30 protein-coding genes are annotated in these 17366 nt (G+C 61.2%); 28 read left to right on the forward strand and 2 right to left on the reverse strand.

All coding sequences use genetic code 11. The annotated features are described in order from the left end of the window. Positions 1-2 precede the first annotated feature (2 nt). The gene (gene tuf / locus D1223_RS09295) at positions 3-1193 is read left to right on the forward strand and encodes an elongation factor Tu (RefSeq protein WP_119376170.1); all 1191 of its coding nucleotides are present in this window, start codon (positions 3-5) and stop codon (positions 1191-1193) included. A gap of 166 nt (positions 1194-1359) precedes the next feature. Here the strand turns inward: tuf and D1223_RS09300 are convergent, their stop codons facing one another. Further along, positions 1360-1749, reverse strand: coding sequence for a cytidine deaminase (locus tag D1223_RS09300; RefSeq protein WP_407646973.1), 390 nt, complete (start codon positions 1747-1749; stop codon positions 1360-1362). A gap of 284 nt (positions 1750-2033) precedes the next feature. Here D1223_RS09300 and rpsJ point away from each other — a divergent pair, with 284 nt between their 5' ends. The 27 genes from rpsJ to rplQ all read left to right on the forward strand — a co-directional run bounded on the left by rpsJ (position 2034) and on the right by rplQ (position 16007). After that, positions 2034-2354: a 30S ribosomal protein S10 gene (gene rpsJ, locus D1223_RS09305; RefSeq protein ID WP_119376172.1), complete on the forward strand. Its 321-nt coding sequence runs from the start codon at positions 2034-2036 to the stop codon at positions 2352-2354. 1 nt (position 2355) lies between these two features. Continuing rightward, complete coding sequence (gene rplC / locus D1223_RS09310) at positions 2356-3150, forward strand: 50S ribosomal protein L3 (RefSeq protein WP_119376173.1); 795 nt, start codon at positions 2356-2358, stop codon at positions 3148-3150. Continuing rightward, positions 3150-3794, forward strand: a complete 645-nt coding sequence (gene rplD / locus D1223_RS09315) for a 50S ribosomal protein L4 (protein WP_119376174.1) — start codon at positions 3150-3152, stop codon at positions 3792-3794. Before rplC ends, rplD begins: the two co-directional genes overlap by 1 nt. A gap of 3 nt (positions 3795-3797) precedes the next feature. After that, positions 3798-4097 (forward strand): 50S ribosomal protein L23, encoded by a 300-nt coding sequence (locus D1223_RS09320; RefSeq protein ID WP_119376175.1) that lies wholly within the window; start codon positions 3798-3800, stop codon positions 4095-4097. 9 nt (positions 4098-4106) lie between these two features. Next, positions 4107-4937, forward strand: a complete 831-nt coding sequence (gene rplB / locus D1223_RS09325; RefSeq protein ID WP_119376176.1) for a 50S ribosomal protein L2 — start codon at positions 4107-4109, stop codon at positions 4935-4937. A gap of 14 nt (positions 4938-4951) precedes the next feature. Beyond that, positions 4952-5230 (forward strand): 30S ribosomal protein S19, encoded by a 279-nt coding sequence (gene rpsS, locus D1223_RS09330; RefSeq protein WP_119376177.1) that lies wholly within the window; start codon positions 4952-4954, stop codon positions 5228-5230. Positions 5231-5233: 3 nt separating this feature from the next. Then, positions 5234-5623, forward strand: coding sequence for a 50S ribosomal protein L22 (gene rplV / locus D1223_RS09335; protein WP_119376178.1), 390 nt, complete (start codon positions 5234-5236; stop codon positions 5621-5623). Further along, positions 5623-6357 (forward strand): 30S ribosomal protein S3, encoded by a 735-nt coding sequence (rpsC, locus tag D1223_RS09340; RefSeq protein ID WP_119376179.1) that lies wholly within the window; start codon positions 5623-5625, stop codon positions 6355-6357. The genes rplV and rpsC overlap by 1 nt, the downstream gene beginning before the upstream one ends. Positions 6358-6360: 3 nt before the next feature. Beyond that, on the forward strand, positions 6361-6777 hold the full coding sequence (gene rplP / locus D1223_RS09345) for a 50S ribosomal protein L16 (protein ID WP_119376180.1): 417 nt from the start codon (positions 6361-6363) through the stop codon (positions 6775-6777). 2 nt (positions 6778-6779) lie between these two features. After that, complete coding sequence (gene rpmC, locus D1223_RS09350; protein WP_119376181.1) at positions 6780-6983, forward strand: 50S ribosomal protein L29; 204 nt, start codon at positions 6780-6782, stop codon at positions 6981-6983. Positions 6984-6993: 10 nt separating this feature from the next. After that, on the forward strand, positions 6994-7239 hold the full coding sequence (gene rpsQ, locus D1223_RS09355; protein WP_119376182.1) for a 30S ribosomal protein S17: 246 nt from the start codon (positions 6994-6996) through the stop codon (positions 7237-7239). Further along, complete coding sequence (gene rplN / locus D1223_RS09360; RefSeq protein WP_119376183.1) at positions 7236-7604, forward strand: 50S ribosomal protein L14; 369 nt, start codon at positions 7236-7238, stop codon at positions 7602-7604. Before rpsQ ends, rplN begins: the two co-directional genes overlap by 4 nt. Positions 7605-7606: 2 nt before the next feature. Further along, positions 7607-7924 (forward strand): 50S ribosomal protein L24, encoded by a 318-nt coding sequence (rplX, locus tag D1223_RS09365; RefSeq protein ID WP_119376184.1) that lies wholly within the window; start codon positions 7607-7609, stop codon positions 7922-7924. After that, positions 7917-8471, forward strand: coding sequence for a 50S ribosomal protein L5 (rplE, locus tag D1223_RS09370; protein WP_119376185.1), 555 nt, complete (start codon positions 7917-7919; stop codon positions 8469-8471). Before rplX ends, rplE begins: the two co-directional genes overlap by 8 nt. 19 nt (positions 8472-8490) lie before the next feature. After that, positions 8491-8796 carry a 30S ribosomal protein S14 gene (gene rpsN / locus D1223_RS09375; RefSeq protein WP_119376186.1) on the forward strand — a complete coding sequence of 102 codons (306 nt, stop codon included), beginning with the start codon at positions 8491-8493 and terminating at the stop codon, positions 8794-8796. A gap of 15 nt (positions 8797-8811) precedes the next feature. Next, positions 8812-9207, forward strand: a complete 396-nt coding sequence (rpsH, locus tag D1223_RS09380) for a 30S ribosomal protein S8 (protein ID WP_119376187.1) — start codon at positions 8812-8814, stop codon at positions 9205-9207. 17 nt (positions 9208-9224) lie between these two features. After that, positions 9225-9836 carry a 50S ribosomal protein L6 gene (gene rplF / locus D1223_RS09385; protein WP_119376188.1) on the forward strand — a complete coding sequence of 204 codons (612 nt, stop codon included), beginning with the start codon at positions 9225-9227 and terminating at the stop codon, positions 9834-9836. Positions 9837-9841: 5 nt separating this feature from the next. Next, the gene (gene rplR / locus D1223_RS09390) at positions 9842-10204 is read left to right on the forward strand and encodes a 50S ribosomal protein L18 (RefSeq protein ID WP_119376189.1); all 363 of its coding nucleotides are present in this window, start codon (positions 9842-9844) and stop codon (positions 10202-10204) included. Between the two features lie 9 nt (positions 10205-10213). Then, complete coding sequence (gene rpsE / locus D1223_RS09395; protein WP_119376190.1) at positions 10214-10807, forward strand: 30S ribosomal protein S5; 594 nt, start codon at positions 10214-10216, stop codon at positions 10805-10807. 21 nt (positions 10808-10828) lie between these two features. Next, positions 10829-11023 (forward strand): 50S ribosomal protein L30, encoded by a 195-nt coding sequence (gene rpmD, locus D1223_RS09400; RefSeq protein WP_119376237.1) that lies wholly within the window; start codon positions 10829-10831, stop codon positions 11021-11023. 43 nt (positions 11024-11066) lie between these two features. Next, positions 11067-11546, forward strand: a complete 480-nt coding sequence (gene rplO / locus D1223_RS09405; protein ID WP_119376191.1) for a 50S ribosomal protein L15 — start codon at positions 11067-11069, stop codon at positions 11544-11546. Positions 11547-11632: 86 nt separating this feature from the next. Then, positions 11633-12994 (forward strand): preprotein translocase subunit SecY, encoded by a 1362-nt coding sequence (gene secY, locus D1223_RS09410; protein ID WP_199288206.1) that lies wholly within the window; start codon positions 11633-11635, stop codon positions 12992-12994. Next, positions 12991-13560 (forward strand): adenylate kinase, encoded by a 570-nt coding sequence (locus D1223_RS09415; protein ID WP_119376193.1) that lies wholly within the window; start codon positions 12991-12993, stop codon positions 13558-13560. The genes secY and D1223_RS09415 overlap by 4 nt, the downstream gene beginning before the upstream one ends. A gap of 137 nt (positions 13561-13697) precedes the next feature. Continuing rightward, positions 13698-14066, forward strand: coding sequence for a 30S ribosomal protein S13 (rpsM, locus tag D1223_RS09420; RefSeq protein WP_119376194.1), 369 nt, complete (start codon positions 13698-13700; stop codon positions 14064-14066). An 11-nt stretch (positions 14067-14077) separates the two neighbouring features. Next, positions 14078-14467 carry a 30S ribosomal protein S11 gene (gene rpsK / locus D1223_RS09425; RefSeq protein ID WP_119376195.1) on the forward strand — a complete coding sequence of 130 codons (390 nt, stop codon included), beginning with the start codon at positions 14078-14080 and terminating at the stop codon, positions 14465-14467. A gap of 61 nt (positions 14468-14528) precedes the next feature. Continuing rightward, positions 14529-15548 carry a DNA-directed RNA polymerase subunit alpha gene (locus D1223_RS09430; protein WP_119376238.1) on the forward strand — a complete coding sequence of 340 codons (1020 nt, stop codon included), beginning with the start codon at positions 14529-14531 and terminating at the stop codon, positions 15546-15548. A gap of 36 nt (positions 15549-15584) precedes the next feature. Then, positions 15585-16007 carry a 50S ribosomal protein L17 gene (rplQ, locus tag D1223_RS09435; protein ID WP_119376196.1) on the forward strand — a complete coding sequence of 141 codons (423 nt, stop codon included), beginning with the start codon at positions 15585-15587 and terminating at the stop codon, positions 16005-16007. A gap of 57 nt (positions 16008-16064) precedes the next feature. Here the strand turns inward: rplQ and D1223_RS09440 are convergent, their stop codons facing one another. Continuing rightward, complete coding sequence (locus D1223_RS09440; RefSeq protein ID WP_119376197.1) at positions 16065-17273, reverse strand: acyl-CoA dehydrogenase family protein; 1209 nt, start codon at positions 17271-17273, stop codon at positions 16065-16067. Positions 17274-17366: the final 93 nt, after the last annotated feature.

Raw genomic sequence — 17366 nt, forward strand, 5'->3', positions numbered from 1 at the left:
AAATGGCCAAGGCAAAGTTTGAGCGCAACAAGCCTCACGTGAACATTGGTACGATTGGGCACGTGGACCACGGCAAGACGACGCTGACGGCGGCGATCACGATGACGCTGGCGGAAGTTTATGGTGGTGCGGCGAAGTCCTATGCGGACATCGACAACGCGCCTGAAGAGAAGGCCCGCGGGATCACGATCAACACCGCGCACGTGGAATACGAGACCGACAAGCGCCACTATGCGCACGTCGACTGCCCCGGCCACGCGGACTATGTGAAGAACATGATCACGGGTGCGGCGCAGATGGACGGCGCGATCCTGGTTGTGAACGCAGCTGACGGCCCGATGCCGCAGACGCGCGAGCACATCCTGCTGGCCCGCCAGGTTGGCGTTCCGGCGCTGGTCGTGTTCCTGAACAAGGTCGACCAGGTCGATGACGAGGAGCTGCTCGAGCTGGTCGAGATGGAAGTTCGCGAACTTCTGTCCTCGTATGACTTCCCGGGCGACGACATTCCGATCATTGCCGGTTCGGCGCTGGCGGCTGTCGAAGGCCGTGACGAAGAGATCGGCAAGAAGAAGATCCTCGAGCTGATGGAAGCGGTCGACGAGTACATCCCGACCCCTGAGCGTCCGCTGGACAAGCCGTTCCTGATGCCGGTCGAGGACGTGTTCTCGATCTCCGGTCGCGGTACGGTTGTGACCGGCCGTGTCGAGACGGGCGTCATCAAGGTTGGCGAGGAAGTCGAGATCGTCGGCATCCGCCCGACGCAGAAGACGACGGTGACCGGTGTGGAGATGTTCCGCAAGCTGCTCGACCAGGGCCAGGCTGGCGACAACATTGGCGCGCTGATCCGCGGTATCGACCGTGAGGGTGTTGAGCGCGGCCAGGTTCTCTGCAAGCCGGGCTCGATCACGCCGCACGCGAAGTTCGAGGCCGAGGCCTACATCCTGACGAAGGAAGAGGGTGGCCGTCACACGCCGTTCTTCACGAACTATCGTCCGCAATTCTACTTCCGGACCACGGACGTGACGGGTGTTGTCACGCTTCCGGCGGACAAGGAAATGGTCCTGCCGGGCGACAACGTCAAAATGGACGTCGAGCTGATCACGCCGATCGCGATGGACCAGGGCCTGCGCTTTGCTATCCGCGAAGGCGGCCGCACCGTCGGCGCCGGCGTCGTCTCGGCGGTCAAGGAATAAGCATCGGACAGGTGCTTGTCGCCCCGCAAGGGGCTGACACAAGACATCAAGGGCCGTTCCTCCGGGAGCGGCCCTTTTTTGTTGAAGGACCATGAGGCTCGTTTCCGGGAATCGGAGGCGCAAATGGGCTCCGATCCAAAAAGCCGAGCCAGAACAGTTTTGGTGACTATTTCAGCTGTGCGGCGCCAAAGGCGGCAGGCAGAAGGTCGGCCATGGTCGTTTCGGTCGTCACGCCATCGGCACCCGCAAGCCTGACCACCACGTCCGGTCCGGCAAATTCGGCCAGTTTCTGGCGGCAGCCGCCGCAGGGGGCGACCGGCGTGTCAGCCTCGGCATACACCAGGACTTCGAAGATTTCCGTATCCCCGGCAGCGACCATGGAGGTGATCGCGCCGCCCTCGGCGCAGATGCCTTCGGGATAGGCGGCGTTCTCGACATTGCAGCCGACATGGATGCCGGCCGCCGAGCGGATGGCCGCGCCGACCTTGAAGCCGGAATAGGGGGCATAGGCTTTTTCGCGAACCGCTTTGGCGGCTTCCAGCAACTCGTCTTTCACGGTAAAAATCCGCCTCTGCCAGTCCGTGGAACGGTCGTGACCATAGCACCGTTTGAGGTTCAGGCCATCGCGCGCGATCCCGCCGGGTGCAACCCGCTGCAAAGAATCCGTCATGCAGTGTTGACGAGCCCCGAACAATCCCATACACCGCGCCCTTCGAAGGGTCGGCTGTGCCTCTGATCGGCAAACGCTTCCCACCGAACTAGACAATTCAGCCGATTGCGTCCGGGCGCTTCAACGCGTGCGCCTTGGCGCGACATTTCATGTGGACGGGATACCGTACGATGGACAAACAAAATATCCGGATCAGGTTGAAAGCGTTCGACCACCGCGCCCTCGACATGTCGGCGAAAGAGATCGTCTCCACCGCGAAGCGCACCGGCGCTGACGTTCGCGGCCCGATCCCGCTGCCGACCCGTATCGAGCGTTTCACGGTCAACCGCTCGCCTCACATCGACAAGAAGTCCCGCGACCAGTTCGAGATTCGCACGCACAAGCGCATTCTCGACATCGTGGATCCGACCCCGCAAACCGTTGACGCGCTCATGAAGCTCGACCTTTCGGCTGGCGTCGGCATCGAAATCAAACTCGAGGGAGCGCGCTAAGATGGCACTTCCGGCAGAACGCACAGGCGTCATTGCCAAGAAGCTTGGCATGACCCGTATCTTCAACGAAGACGGCCGCCACGTTCCCGTGACGGTTCTTTCGCTTGATGGCTGCCAGGTTGTCGGCCTTCGCACCGATGAGGATCGCGAAGTCTCCGTGAACCGCGGCAAGAAGAAAGAAAAGACCACCGTAACCCGCAATGACGGCTACAAGGCTGTCGTGATGGGTGCCGGTGACGCGAAGGCGAAACGCACCGCCAAGTCGCAGCGCGAAGCGTTTGCGAAGGCGGGCGTTGCCCCGAAGCGCAAGCTGGTCGAGTTCCGCGTCAATGGCGACATGCCTGACGTCGGTGCCGAAGTGCTTGCTGATCACTTCGCGGTTGGCCAGCGTGTCGATATTGCCGGCGTTTCGCTCGGCCGCGGTTTCTCGGGCGCCATGAAGCGCTGGAACTTCGGCGGCCTGCGTGCCTCGCACGGCGTGTCCATCTCCCACCGTGCCCACGGTTCCACTGGCCAGTGCCAGGATCCAGGCAAGGTCTTCAAGGGCAAGAAGATGGCTGGCCATTACGGCACCGAGCGCGTCACGATCCAGAACCTGGAAATCGTCCGTACCGATGCCGAACGCGGCCTGATCCTGGTCAAGGGTGCGATCCCCGGCCATGACGGCGCCTATGTTGAAGTTCGCGATGCCGTGAAGAAGGCCCGCCCGGACGACGCGCCGGCCGCTGGCTCCTTCCGTGCCAAGGGTGGCGATGCAAAAGCTGCAGACGCCGAGAATGCGGAGGCTGGTGAATAATGGAACTCGCAGTCAAGACACTCGACGGCAAGGCCGCAGGCAAGGCAACGGTTGACCCGGCCATTTTCGGCCTGGAAGACATCCGCTCCGACCTGCTGCACCGCACGGTTCGCTGGCAGCTCGCCAAGCGCCAGGCCGGTACGCACAAGACCCAGTCGCGCGACGAAGTTTCCGTCACGACCAAGAAGTTCATCCGTCAGAAGGGGTCCGGCGGCGCCCGTCACGGTTCGCGCAATGCGCCGATCTTCGTTGGCGGTTCGGTCGCACACGGCCCGCGCGTTCGCAGCCACGCTCACGATCTTCCCAAGAAGATCCGCAAGCTGGCCTTGGCGCATGCCCTGTCGTCCAAGGTCAAGGAAGGCTCGCTCATCGTGCTGAACGAGGCGAAGCTGGACGAAGCCAAGACGAAAGAGCTTTCGGCCAAGTTCAAGGCGCTTGGCGTCGAGAACGCACTGATCATCGGCGGCGCCGAGGTCGATGCGAACTTCGCCAAGGCTGCCCGCAACATCCCGAACATCGATGTCCTGCCGGTCGCTGGCCTGAATGTCTATGACATCCTGCGCCGCAAGCAGCTGGTCATCACCAAGGATGCCCTTGAAGGCATCGGCGCGCGTTTCGACGCGAAGGCCGGGGAAGGGAAGTAAGTCATGGCTGAAGTGAAAGCACAACATTACGACGCGCTCCTGGCGCCGGTGATCACCGAGAAGTCCACACTTCTGTCGGAAGAGAACAAGATCGTTTTCGAGGTTCCGCTGTCCGCCAACAAGAAGGACATCAAGGAAGCTGTTGAGTCGCTGTTCAAGGTCGACGTGACCAAGGTCAACACGATCAAGGTCAAGGGCAAGACCAAGCGCTTCCGCGGCAAGGTCGGCTTCCGCTCCGACTTCAAGAAAGCGATTGTCACCCTGAAGGACGGTCAGTCCGTCGATATCACGACCGGACTGTAGGAGAGCGAGATGGCACTCAAGACTTTCAATCCGACGTCACCCGGCCAGCGCCAGCTGGTCATTGTTGACCGCTCGGAACTGCACAAGGGTCGCCCCGTCAAGGCGCTGACCGAAGGCCTCACCAAGTCTGGTGGCCGCAACAACCGTGGCCGCGTCACGGTTCGCGGTATCGGCGGCGGTGCGAAGCGCCTGTATCGCAAGATCGACTTCAAGCGTAACCGCTGGGACGTTCCGGCGACCGTGGAGCGCCTGGAATACGATCCGAACCGCACGGCCTTCATTGCGCTGATCAAGTATGAGGACGGCGACCTGTCCTACATCATCGCGCCGCAACGCCTGGCTGTCGGTGATACGGTAGTCACGTCCAAGACCGCTGACATCAAGCCGGGCAATACCCTGCCGCTGAAGAACATTCCGGTCGGCACAATCGTCCACAATGTCGAGCTGAAGCCGCAAAAAGGCGCCCAGCTCGCCCGTTCGGCCGGCACCTATGTGCAGATCGTTGGTCGCGATGCGGGCTATGCCCAGATCAAACTGTCCTCCGGCGAGCTTCGCATGGTTCCGGACAGCTGTCTGGCAACCGTAGGCGCCGTGTCCAACCCGGACAACATGAACAGGGTTCTGTCGAAGGCTGGCCGTGCGCGCTACCTCGGCAAGCGCCCGAAAGTCCGCGGTGTTGCGATGAACCCGGTCGACCACCCGCACGGTGGTGGTGAGGGCAAGTCTTCGGGTGGCCGCCACCCGGTTACGCCCTGGGGCAAGAAAACCCGCGGTCCTAAGACCCGCAAGACGCAGGCCTCGGATCGTCTCATCATCCGTCGCCGTAATTCGAAGCGCTAGGGAGCGAAGAGAAGATGCCACGTTCCGTCTGGAAAGGCCCGTTTGTCGATGGCTACCTGCTCAAGAAGGCAGAGAAAGCCCACGCAGCCGAGCGCCGCGAAGTAATCAAGACCTGGTCGCGCCGGTCTACCATCATGCCGCAATTCGTGGGCCTGAACTTTCAGGTGCACAACGGCAACAAGTTCGTGCCGGTCCTCGTCACCGAGGAAATGGTCGGTCACAAGTTCGGCGAGTTTGCGCCGACGCGGACCTATTATGGCCACGGCGCCGACAAGAAAGCGAAGAGGAAGTAAGCCATGGGTAAGGCGAAGAATCCTCCGAAGCAGGCGTCCAACGAGTCGCGCGCAGTGCTGCGCATGTACCGTTCGAGCCCGCAGAAGCTGAACCTCCTGGCTCAGCAGATCCGCGGTCTTCCGGTCCAGCGTGCGATGGACGAGATGAAATTCTCGCGCAAGCGCGCTGCCAAGGACGTGTACAAGGTGCTCTATTCGGCCATGTCGAATGCCGAGAACAATCATGGTCTCGACATTGACAGCCTGGTCGTTGCGGAAGCGCATGTCGGCAAGAACCTGGTCATGAAGCGCATCCGCGCTCGTGCCCGTGGCCGCGCCGCGCGCATCATGAAACCTTTCTCGCAGCTCACCATCGTGCTGCGCGACACATCAGTTGAAGCGGAGGCCGCATAATGGGCCAGAAGATCAATCCCGTCGGTCTGCGTCTCGGTATCAACCGGACCTGGGACAGCCGCTGGTATGCCGACACGGCAGACTATGGCCGTCTCGTCCACGAAGACCTGAAAATCCGCAAGACGATCAAGGACCAGCTGAAGCAGGCCGGTATCTCGCGCATCGTCATCGAGCGTCCGCACAAGAAGTGCATTGTCACGATCCACACCGCCCGTCCGGGCCTTGTGATCGGCAAGAAGGGCGCCGACATCGAAGTGCTTCGCAAGAAGCTGTCGAAGATGACGGAAGATGAGGTTCGCGTGAACCTGGTCGAGATCCGCAAGCCGGAAATCGACGCCACCCTGGTCGCCGAAGACATTGCTCGCCAGCTTGAGCGCCGCGGCTCGTTCCGCCGCGCCATGAAGCGTGCGATCCAGAACTCGATGCGCCTCGGTGCGCTCGGTGTCCGCGTGATGGTTGCTGGCCGCCTTGGCGGCGCAGAAATCGCCCGGACCGAGCAGTATGCCGAAGGTTCGGTGCCGCTGCACACGCTGCGCGCCGACATCGACTACGGTACCGCCGAAGCAGAGACGACCTACGGCATCATCGGTGTGAAGGTCTGGATCTACAAAGGCGAGATCATGGAGCACGACCCGATGGCACAGGACCGTAAGGCCGAAGATTCCGGTCAGGCCCGTGCCCGTTCGACAAACCAGCGCGGCCCGGCTTCCGGTCCGCAAGGTGCAGGAGCGTAAACGATGCTGCAGCCGAAACGCACAAAATACCGCAAGGCTTTCAAGGGCCGGATCAGCAACAAGGCGAAGGGCGGCTATACGCTTTCCTTCGGCAGCTACGGCCTGAAGGCACTCGAGCCGGAGCGCGTCACCGCGCGCCAGATCGAGGCGACCCGCCGTGCCGTGACCCGCGAAATGAAGCGTCAGGGCAAGGTCTGGATCCGCGTGTTCCCGGATACGCCGGTTTCCGCGAAGCCGATCGAAGTCCGCATGGGTAAGGGCAAGGGCTCCGTCGACCGTTGGGTCGCTCGCGTGTCGCCTGGCCGTATCCTGTTCGAGATCGACGGTGTTCCGGACGCTGTGGCTCTGGAGGCTCTGCGCCTCGGCGCCGCCAAGCTGCCGATCAAGACCAAGATCATCAAGCGCATTGAGGGGATCTAGAGATGAGCATCGCTGATTTGCGTTCCAAGAGCACCGACCAGCTGCGCGACCAGCTCAAGCAGCTGAAGAAGGAACAGTTCAACCTCCGTTTCCAGCAGGCCACCGGCCAGCTGGAGAAAACGGCCCGCGTGAAGGAAGTCCGCCGCGAGATCGCGCGCGTGAAGACCCTTCTTGCCGAGCAGGCCAAGACGGAAGCCGAGGCGTAGGAGATAAGATATGCCGAAACGCGTAATGGAAGGCGTCGTGGTTTCCACCAAGCAGGACAAGACGGCTGTGGTCCGTATCGACCGCACCTTCCTGCATCCTGTTCTGAAGAAGATCGTGCGCCGCTCGAAGAAGTATCACGCCCATGACGAGACCAACTCGGCCGTCGAAGGGCAGCGTGTCACCATTCAGGAGTGCCCGCCGCGCTCCAAGCTGAAGACCTGGGAAGTCATTCCGGGCGATGGAGCTGACGCATGATCCAGATGCAATCAAATCTGCGCGTCGCCGACAATTCCGGCGCTCGCCGCGTCCAGTGCATCAAGGTGCTGGGTGGCGCGGGCCGCCGCTATGCGTCGGTTGGCGACATCATCGTGGTCTCGATCAAGGAAGCAATTCCGACCGGCCGCGTGAAGAAGGGCGACGTTCGCCGCGCTGTCGTGGTTCGCGTTGCCAAGGACATTACCCGCCCCGACGGTTCGGTCATCCGGTTCGACACCAATGCTGCTGTGCTGGTGAACAACAATGGCGAACCGATCGGAACCCGGATCTTCGGCCCGGTTCCGCGCGAGCTTCGCGCGAAGAACCACATGAAGATCGTCTCACTGGCTCCGGAGGTGCTGTAACCATGGCTGCCAAGGTGAAAAAAGGTGACCGTGTCGTCGTCACGGCCGGCCGGAACAAGGGCGCCAAGGGCGAAGTCCTGAAGGTGATCCCGGCTGAGAACCGTGTCGTCGTTCAGGGTGTGAATGTCGTGAAGCGTCACCAGAAGCCGGGTCAGATGGACCCGGGTGGTATCAAGACGTTCGAAGCGCCGATCCATGTCTCCAACGTGGCGATCATGGACCCGCGCGACGGCAAGCCGACCCGCGTCGGTTTCAAGGTAGACGAGCATGGCCGCAAGACGCGCTATGCCAAACGTTCGGGCGAGTCGATCGATGTCTGAGAATTATGAACCCCGCCTCAAGGCGAAGTACAAGAAAGAGATCCGCGAGAAGCTGCAGGAGGAGTTCAAATACTCCAACGAGATGCAGGTTCCGAAGCTCGACAAGGTCGTGATCAACATGGGTGTTGGCGAAGCTGTCGCTGACTCCAAGAAGATCAAGACGGCCCTGGCCGAGCTGGAGAAGATCTCCGGCCAGAAGCCTGTGCCGACCAAGGCCCGCAAGTCGATCGCCGGCTTCAAGCTGCGCGAAGGCATGATCATCGGTGCCAAGGTCACGCTTCGCCGCGATCGCATGTATGAGTTCCTCGATCGTCTGACCACGATGGCCCTGCCGCGTGTGAAAGACTTCCGCGGACTGAACGGCAAGAGCTTTGACGGCCGTGGCAACTACGCCATGGGCCTGAAAGAGCAGATCGTCTTCCCGGAAATCAATTATGACGACATCGAAGACATTCGCGGTATGGACATCATTGTCTGCACCACCGCCAAAACGAACGAAGAAGCCAAGGCGCTGCTTGCGCATTGTGGCTTCCCGTTCCGGAACTAGCGCTTGAGGACGAATTGTAATGGCTAAGAAAAGCGCAATTGAAAAGAATGAAAAGCGTCGCCGGATGGTCGCGAAATACGCGGCACGCCGGGCGAAGCTGAAGGCTGCGGCCATGGACGAGGACCGTCCGCTGGAAGAGCGCTTCCAGGCCCGCCTGAAGCTGGCTGAACTGCCGCGCAATTCGGCTCCGAGCCGGATCCGCAACCGTTGCGAGGTTACCGGGCGTCCGCGCGGCTACTATCGCAAGATGAAGATGTCGCGCATTGCGCTTCGTGAACTTGGCTCGCTCGGCATGGTGCCGGGCCTCGTGAAGTCCAGCTGGTAGGAAAGGAGGACCAGGATGAACATCTCAGATCCCCTTGGCGATCTCCTGACCCGTATCCGCAATGCGCAGATGCGTGGCATGACGAAAGTCGTCTCGCCTTCGTCGAAACTGCGCATTCGAGTACTCGATGTGCTGCAGAGCGAGGGCTTCATCCGTGGCTACACGGAAGTCGAGAAGGACGGCCATCGCAATGTCGAGATTGAGCTGAAATATTTTGACGGTGCACCGGTCATTTCAGAGATCCGCCGGGTCTCGAAACCAGGCCGCCGTGTCTACTCGTCGGTGAATGATCTGCCACTGGTCCGCAACGGACTGGGTATTTCCATTCTCTCCACGTCCAAGGGTGTCATCTCCGACGCCGTTGCCCGTACTGAGAATGTCGGCGGTGAAATTCTCTGCCGGGTATTCTAGGACGAGGATGAACTGACATGTCCCGTATTGGAAAACTCCCGATCCCGGTCCCGAACGGCACGACAGTGACCGTCGAGGGCAACCAGGTTAAGGCGAAGGGCCCGAAGGGTGAGCTCGCTATCGTTGTCTCCGAGCTGGTTACGGCCAAGCTCGAAGATGGCGAAGTGTCGATCATGCCGCGCGAGAACTTCGTCAAGGAAGCCAATGAGCGTATCAAGGCGAACGAAGCCAAAGGTCGCAAGAAGATGACCTTTGCCGAAGCGCTTGACCCGAAAGTGCGGACCCAGTGGGGCACCGCGCGGGCCAACGCAGCGAATGTCGTCGAAGGTGCAACCAACGGTTTCACCAAGTCGCTCGAGCTCGTCGGCGTCGGTTATCGTGCGCAGATGCAGGGCAACGACCTGAAGCTGTCGCTCGGCTATTCGCATGACGTGATCTTCAAGGCTCCGGACGGCATCAAGATCGAGACGCCGAAGCCGACCGAGATAATCGTGTCCGGCGCGGACCGTCAGGCGGTCGGCCAGGCTGCCGCCGAGATCCGTCAATTCCGCAAGCCCGAGCCTTTCAAGGGCAAGGGTGTCCGTTATGCCGGCGAATATGTCCGTCGCAAGGAAGGCAAGAAGAAGTAATCGCCATGAAGACGACACGCGAAAAGACACTCCGCCGCGCCCAGCGCGTCCGGTCCAAGCTCCGCAAGATTGCCGATGGCAAGCCGCGCCTTTCGGTTGCGCGCTCGCACAAGAATATCTCGGCGCAGATCATCGATGACGAGAACGGCGTTACGGTCGCTTCCGCTTCGACGCTCGAAAAGGACCTGCGCGGCAAGCTGAAGTCGACCAGCGACACGGCTGCCGCCCAGAAGATCGGCGAGCTGATCGCCGAGCGCGCCAAGAAAGCCGGTGTCGAGGACGTTGTCTTCGATCGCGGCGGTTACATGTTCCACGGCCGGGTGAAAGCCCTGGCAGATGCCGCCCGTGAGGGCGGCCTGAAGTTCTAGGAGTCCGATATGGCAGACGAACAGGGCAGAGGTCGCGGCCGCGGACGCGGACGCCGGGATGACCGCCAGGAAGAGCAGAGCGAGATTGTCGACAAGCTGGTTGGGATCAACCGCGTCGCCAAGACCGTGAAGGGCGGCAAGAATTTCGGTTTCGCCGCGCTCGTCGTGGTGGGTGACCAGAAGGGCCGCGCCGGCTTCGGCAAGGGCAAGGCCCGCGAAGTGCCGGAAGCGATCCGCAAGGCGACCGAAGATGCCAAGCGCAACATGGTCCGCGTGCCGCTGCGCGAAGGCCGTACGCTGCACCATGACGGCAAGGGCCGCTGGGGGGCCGGCAAGGTCATCCTGCGCGCAGCGCCTCCCGGTACCGGCGTGATCGCTGGTGGCCCGATGCGCGCCGTTATGGAAGTGCTCGGCATCCAGGACGTTGTCGGCAAGTCGACCGGTTCGTCGAACCCGTACAACATGGTTCGCGCAACCTTCCAGGCGCTCAAGGAACAGGCGAGCCCGCGTTCCGTCGCTTCCAAGCGTGGCCTGAAGGTTCAGGATATCGTTGGCCGCCGCACCGATGGCGCCTCCGAAACCGGCATTTCCGAAACCGCCTGATTTTAGTGAAAGGAACTGATGATGGCGAAGAAGACAGCAGACACGATCAAGCTGCGCCAGACCGGTAGCCCGATCCGCCGCAAGCCGGCCCAGCGCGCAACGCTGGTCGGTCTCGGCCTGAACAAGATTGGCCGCGAAAGCGAGCTGAACGACACCCCGGCCGTGCGTGGCATGATCGCCAAGGTGTCCCACCTTATTGAAGTCGTAGAAGAGTAGGCGTATAGGGGCGACCCTTTCAACGCCAGTCAGGAATAGAGCGATGAAACTCAACGAACTCTCTCCCAATGCGGGCTCGACGCAGAACCGTCACCGCGTTGGCCGTGGCGTCGGCTCCGGCAAGGGCAAGACTGGCGGCCGCGGTGTCAAAGGTCAGAAGGCACGTTCGGGCGTCGCCCTGAACGGGTTCGAAGGCGGCCAGATGCCGGTCTACATGCGTCTGCCGAAGCGCGGCTTTAACGCGCTGAACTCGAAGAACCACGCCTGGGTCAATCTCGGCCGTCTCACCAAGGCGATCGAAGCCGGCAAGCTGAAGGCCGACGACATCACCGAAGAGACGCTGGTTGCGTCCGGCGTTGTCCGCCGCGTCAAGGACGGTATCCGCCTCCTCGCCAAGGGTGAAGCGCCGAAGAAGGCGAACATCACGGTGACCGGTGCCAGCAAGGCTGCGGTCGAAGCGATCGAGAAGGCCGGTGGAAAGGTGACGCTGACGGGACCCGCAGCTGCTGAAAAAGCAGAGTAAGTCGCGGCTTTTTCGTCTACACACCTTCACAAATAGCATTTCGCCGCCAATGTTGGCGGCGATTTCTTTTCCGGGAGGAGGGTCTCTTGGCCACAGCCGCTGAACAAATGGCGCGAAACATGAATTTCGGCACCTTCGCCAAGGCGAAGGACCTTCAGGCCCGAATTCTCTTCACGCTGTTCATTCTCGTTCTTTATCGCCTCGGCACATTCATTCCTGTGCCTGGCCTCGACGCGGAAGCGTTCTCGCAATATTTCCAGCAACAGTCCGGCGGCATGCTGGGCAGCCTGAACATGTTTGCCGGCGGCGCCGTCGAGCGGATGAGTGTGTTCGCGCTGAACGTGATGCCTTACATCACCGCATCCATCATCGTTCAGATGATGACCAGCGCGGTGCCTTCGCTTGAGAAGCTCAAGAAGGAAGGGGAAGCTGGGCGCAAGCAGATCAACCAGTATACCCGCTACCTGACCGTCGGCTTCGCCTTCTTCCAGGGCTTTGGCATTTCGATGGGGCTTGCCAACTTCGCCCATGAGGGGCTCGCGCCCTGGTTCTTCGTCCTGACCTGTGTGACGACCTTTGTCGGCGGCACCATGTTCCTGATGTGGATGGGTGAGCAGATCACCGCCCGCGGCATCGGTAACGGTATTTCGCTGATCATCTTCGCCGGCATTATTGCGGAGATGCCGAAGGCGATCTTCAACCTGTTTGCCGGTGGCCGCGAGCAGGGGATCAATGTTGTCTTCGTGCTCGCCATCGTGCTGCTCGTCGTGGCGATCCTTCTGTTCATCGTCTTTATCGAACGTTCGCAGCGCCGGATCCTGATCCAGTATCCCAAGCGTCAGGTCGGCAACCAGATGCAGCAAGGGCAGTCTTCCTTCCTGCCGCTGAAGATCAACACATCCGGCGTCATCCCGCCGATCTTTGCGATCGCCATCCTGATGCTTCCGCTGACAGCGGTCGGCCTCGGCGGTGGCAGCACAGTGGATCCGCAGGGTGGCGTGACCGATCCGGGCATCCTGCAATGGCTGGCGCTCCACTTCTCGCCGGGCAGCTGGACCTACATCATCACCTACGGTGTCCTGGTCGCGTTCTTCTGCTTCTTCTACACCTCCATCATGTTCAATCCGGAGGAGACGGCGGACAATCTGCGCAAGTATGGCGGCTTCGTTCCGGGGATTCGTCCGGGCAAGAATACGGCGGCCTATCTCGACTATGTCCTGTCCCGCCTGACGACGATCGGCGCTGTCTATCTCGTCTTTGTCTGTCTCTTGCCTGAAATTCTGAGACGTTACGTACCGGAAATCCCCTTTTACATCGGTGGCACATCGCTTCTAATCGTTGTATCCGTTACGATGGATACAGTGACACAGATCCAGTCCCAGCTGATCGCTCATCAGTATGAAGGGCTGATCAAGAAATCGCGGCTGGGAGGCAAGCGTAGACGATGAACCTGATTTTGTTCGGTCCACCGGCGGCCGGTAAGGGCACGCAGGCCAAGCGGCTTGTCGAGCAGCGCGGCTATGTTCAGCTTTCAACCGGGGACATGCTGCGTGCAGCGCGCGCTTCGGGTTCGGAGCTGGGAAACCGCGTGGCCAGGATCATGGATGAGGGCGGCCTCGTTTCGGACGAGATCGTCATCGACCTGATCGACGAGCAGCTGGAGACGAACAAGTCGGCGGCGGGATTCATCTTCGATGGTTTCCCGCGCACGGTCGGCCAGGCGAAGGCCCTCGACGATCTGCTTGAAAAGCGCGGCTCGAAAGTGGATTGCGTGATCCGTCTGGTCGTCGACGAAACACAGCTGATGGAGCGCGTGACCAAGCGTTTCGCAGAGCAGGGCCGCAAGGACGACAATCCCGAAACCTTCGCGGCGCGGCTTGAGAAATACAACATGGACACCGCCCCGCTGCTGCCGTTCTACGCAGAGCGCGGAATCCTCCGCGAAGTCGACGGAATGGCGAGTATTGAAGAGGTAACAGAAGGCGTCGAACAGGCGCTGAAACAGACCGCATAAAGCCGCAATTCACCAGTTGACGCGGCGATTTGCACGTCTATAACGACGCACTTCGTTAAGAGGTCGGGTTCGCGCGCGCGAGACGTTGGGTTTCGTTTCGCGCCGAGCCCGCTTTCGGCAGTTCAGGAGAGAGGCCCGTGGCCCGTATAGCAGGCGTAAACATTCCGACGAACAAGCGTGTGGAAATCGCGCTTCGTTACATTCACGGCATTGGCCCGGCCAAAGCCCGCGAAATCACCGAGAAGATCGGCATTGAGCCGGCACGCCGCGTGTCGGATCTGACCGATGCGGAAGTGATCCAGATTCGCGAAACCATCGATGCTGACTACATGGTCGAGGGCGACCTACGCCGTGAAGTTTCGATGAACATCAAGCGCCTGATGGACCTGGGCTGCTATCGTGGCCTTCGCCACCGCAAGCGCCTTCCGGTTCGTGGCCAACGGACCCACACCAATGCCCGCACCCGCAAGGGCCCAGCAAAGCCGATTGCTGGTAAGAAGAAGTAGGATCAGACCGAATGGCTCGTGATACGACCCGCGTTCGCCGCCGTGCCCGCAAGAACATCTCCTCAGGTGTTGTGCATGTGACGTCGAGCTTCAACAATACGATGGTGACCATTACCGACGCGCAGGGAAATGCAATTTCCTGGTCGTCCGCCGGTACGATGGGTTTCAAGGGCTCGCGGAAGTCGACCCCTTATGCGGCCCAGGTCGCTGCTGAAGATGCCGCCAAGAAGGCGCAGGAGCATGGTCTCCAGACTGTCGAAGTAAATGTCCGTGGCCCGGGTTCCGGCCGTGAGAGCGCCCTGCGTGCGCTTCAGGCTGCTGGCCTGACGATCACGTCCATCCGTGACACCACCCCGATTCCGCACAATGGATGCCGCCCGCCCAAACGCCGCCGCGTCTAGGCAGCCCGCGACTTCCATCAATTCAGCAAGGAGGCCTTGAATGGCCGATACCGCGACCAGTGTGAATGACCGTAACTGGAAAGAACTGATCCGCCCGAACCGTCCGAAGGTTGAGGCGGGCCGGGACCCGCGCCGTCATGCGAAGCTCGTGATCGAGCCGCTTGAGCGCGGTTTTGGTACGACTCTCGGTAACGCGCTTCGCCGCGTTCTCCTGTCCTCGCTTCAGGGCGCGGCCATTACCGGCGTGTCCATTGACGGCGTTGTGCACGAATTCTCGTCCATCCCGGGCGTTCGCGAAGACGTGACCACCATCGTCCTCAACCTCAAGCAGGTCGCCATCGACATGGTTTCGGATACGCCGAAGCGCATGATCCTGAAGGCTGACGGCAAGGGTGAGGTGAAGGCCGGCCAGATCGAGACCTCGGGCGACGTGAAGATCCTCAACCCGGATCTCGTCATCTGCACGCTCGACGACGGCGCTTCGGTCCGCATGGAATTCACGGTTGCGACCGGCAAGGGCTACGTCCCGGCCGACCAGAGCCGTCCGGAAGATGCCCCGATCGGCTTCATCCCGGTCGATGCCATCTACTCGCCGGTTCGCCGCGTAGGCTACACGGTCGAAGACACGCGTGAAGGCACCGTGCTCGACTATGACAAGCTCACGCTGACGGTCGAGACCGACGGTTCGATCACGCCGGAAGACGCCGTGGCCTATGCCGCGCGCATCCTCCAGGACCAGCTTCAGCTCTTCATCACCTTCGACGAGCCGGAAACCGAAACGACGTCCTCGAGCGAGGAAACCGATCTCGGCTTCAACCCGGTTCTTCTCAAGAAGGTCGACGAGCTAGAACTGTCTGTTCGTTCGGCGAACTGCCTGAAGAACGACAACATTGTTTACATTGGTGACCTGATCCAGAAGTCCGAGGCGGAAATGCTCCGTACCCCGAACTTCGGCCGCAAGTCGCTGAACGAGATCAAGGAAGTGCTCGCTGGCATGGGGCTGCACCTCGGCATGGAAGTGCCGGACTGGCCACCGGAAGACATCGAGGCACTTGCCAAGAAATACGACGACCACCTCTAAAAGTCCGCCCGGGAGGGCGCGCAGGAGACCAAGCAAATGGCCCACGCAATTGCACATCGCAAGCTGAACCGCACCTCATCGCACCGCAAGGCGATGTTTGCGAACATGGCCGCTTCGCTCATCGAGCACGAGCAGATCGTGACGACCCTTCCGAAGGCGAAGGAGCTGAAGCCGATCATGGACAAGCTCGTCACGCTCGCGAAGAAGGGTGACCTTTCGGCCCGCCGTCAGGCCATTTCGCAAGTCCGCAATAAGGAAGCCGTCCAGAAGCTCTTCGACGTCTTCGGCGAGCGCTACAAGGACCGCAATGGCGGCTACTGCCGTGTCCTGAAGGCCGGCTTCCGTCATGGCGACAATGCGCCGGTTGCCGTCATCGAGCTGGTTGACCGCGACGAAGACGCCAAGGGCGCAAAGGACCGCGCTCGCCACGAGGCCGAACTCGAGGCGATGGACGAGTAGGTTTCTCGAAGCAAATTAAGATCAGAAAGCCCCGTCAGTGACCTGGCGGGGCTTTTTTTACAGCCCCAGCTGACCCTTGCTGAGGATGTTGCGCTGGATTTCGTTTGAGCCGGCATAGATGGAGCCGGCGCGGTCATTGAGGTATTTGGCCGCCACGGTGACGAGGCTGTCCGGGCCGACAAGACCCTGGTTCGAGCCGTGGTGCGTCACGACCGGGCCGCCCGGGCTGGTATGTTCCGGCTGGAAGGGTTCGACATGGGCGCCGGCAATATCGAGCGCGATTTCGGTGACATGCTGGCTGAGTTCGGTGCCCTTGATCTTCATCATCGAGGCCTTGAGGCCGGGTGTCCCGCCGCCGGCCAGTTCCGACATCATCATCAGCTCTGCCGCCTCCAGGGCACCAGCCTCGATCTCCGCCGCGCTGATCCGGGCATTGAGGGCGGCATCCAGCCGGCCGAGGTCTTTCGCGACACGGCGCAGGGCGCCGAGGCGCTGCAAGAGGCGCGGGCCGTAAGAAGAGCCGCCGCGCTCGAATTCGAGCAGGTATTTTGCGACCGTCCACCCCTTGTCGACCTCGCCGACAACATTGGCCCTGGGCACGCGCACATCGTCGAAGAAGACGGCGTTCTGGATATGCTCGCCAGACAGCATGATGATCGGATCGACGCGCACGCCCGGCGCTGTCATGTCGATCAGCAGGAAGGTGATGCCCTGCTGCGGCTTGCCCGAGGCATCCGTGCGCACGAGGCAGAACATCATGTTCGCCTCATGGGCATGCGTGGTCCAGATCTTCGAGCCGTTGCAGATGAAGGCGTCACCATCGGCTTCGGCCGACATGGTCAGGGCGGCGAGATCCGAGCCGGCATGCGGCTCTGAATAGCCCTGGCACCAGAAGTCCTCGCCCGACAGGATGCGCGGCAGGTAGTGGGCCTTCTGCGCCTCTGAACCATGGCCGATCAGCGCCGGGCCGCACATGCCGATGCCCATCGGGCTGAGCGGCGGCGCGCCGGCTTTCGCCATCTCGATATCGAAGATGTAGTGCTGGGCGACCGACCAGTCGCAGCCGCCATACTCGACGGGCCAGGACGGCGCGGCCCAGCCCTTTTCGACAAGGATGGCCTGCCATTCAAGCGCGACGTCCTTCTGGGCATAGACACTGGTCATGCGGCTCGCATACCGCTTCAGGTCCGGCGTCAGGGCTTCACTTAGAAACGTGCGCACTTCGTCGCGAAAGGATTCTTCGGCCGGGCTGAAAGTCAGGTTCATGGCGAGGGTCCTGTTGCTGGATGACGGATCATCTCATGCAGGCGCGGGGCTGCAAGGCGTGACGCTGCGTCCGCTTCTCCCAAGGGAATGCCC

Origin of the sequence: Henriciella mobilis (genome assembly GCF_003576285.1) — a bacterium.
Classification (GTDB): Bacteria; Pseudomonadota; Alphaproteobacteria; order Caulobacterales; family Hyphomonadaceae; genus Henriciella; species Henriciella mobilis.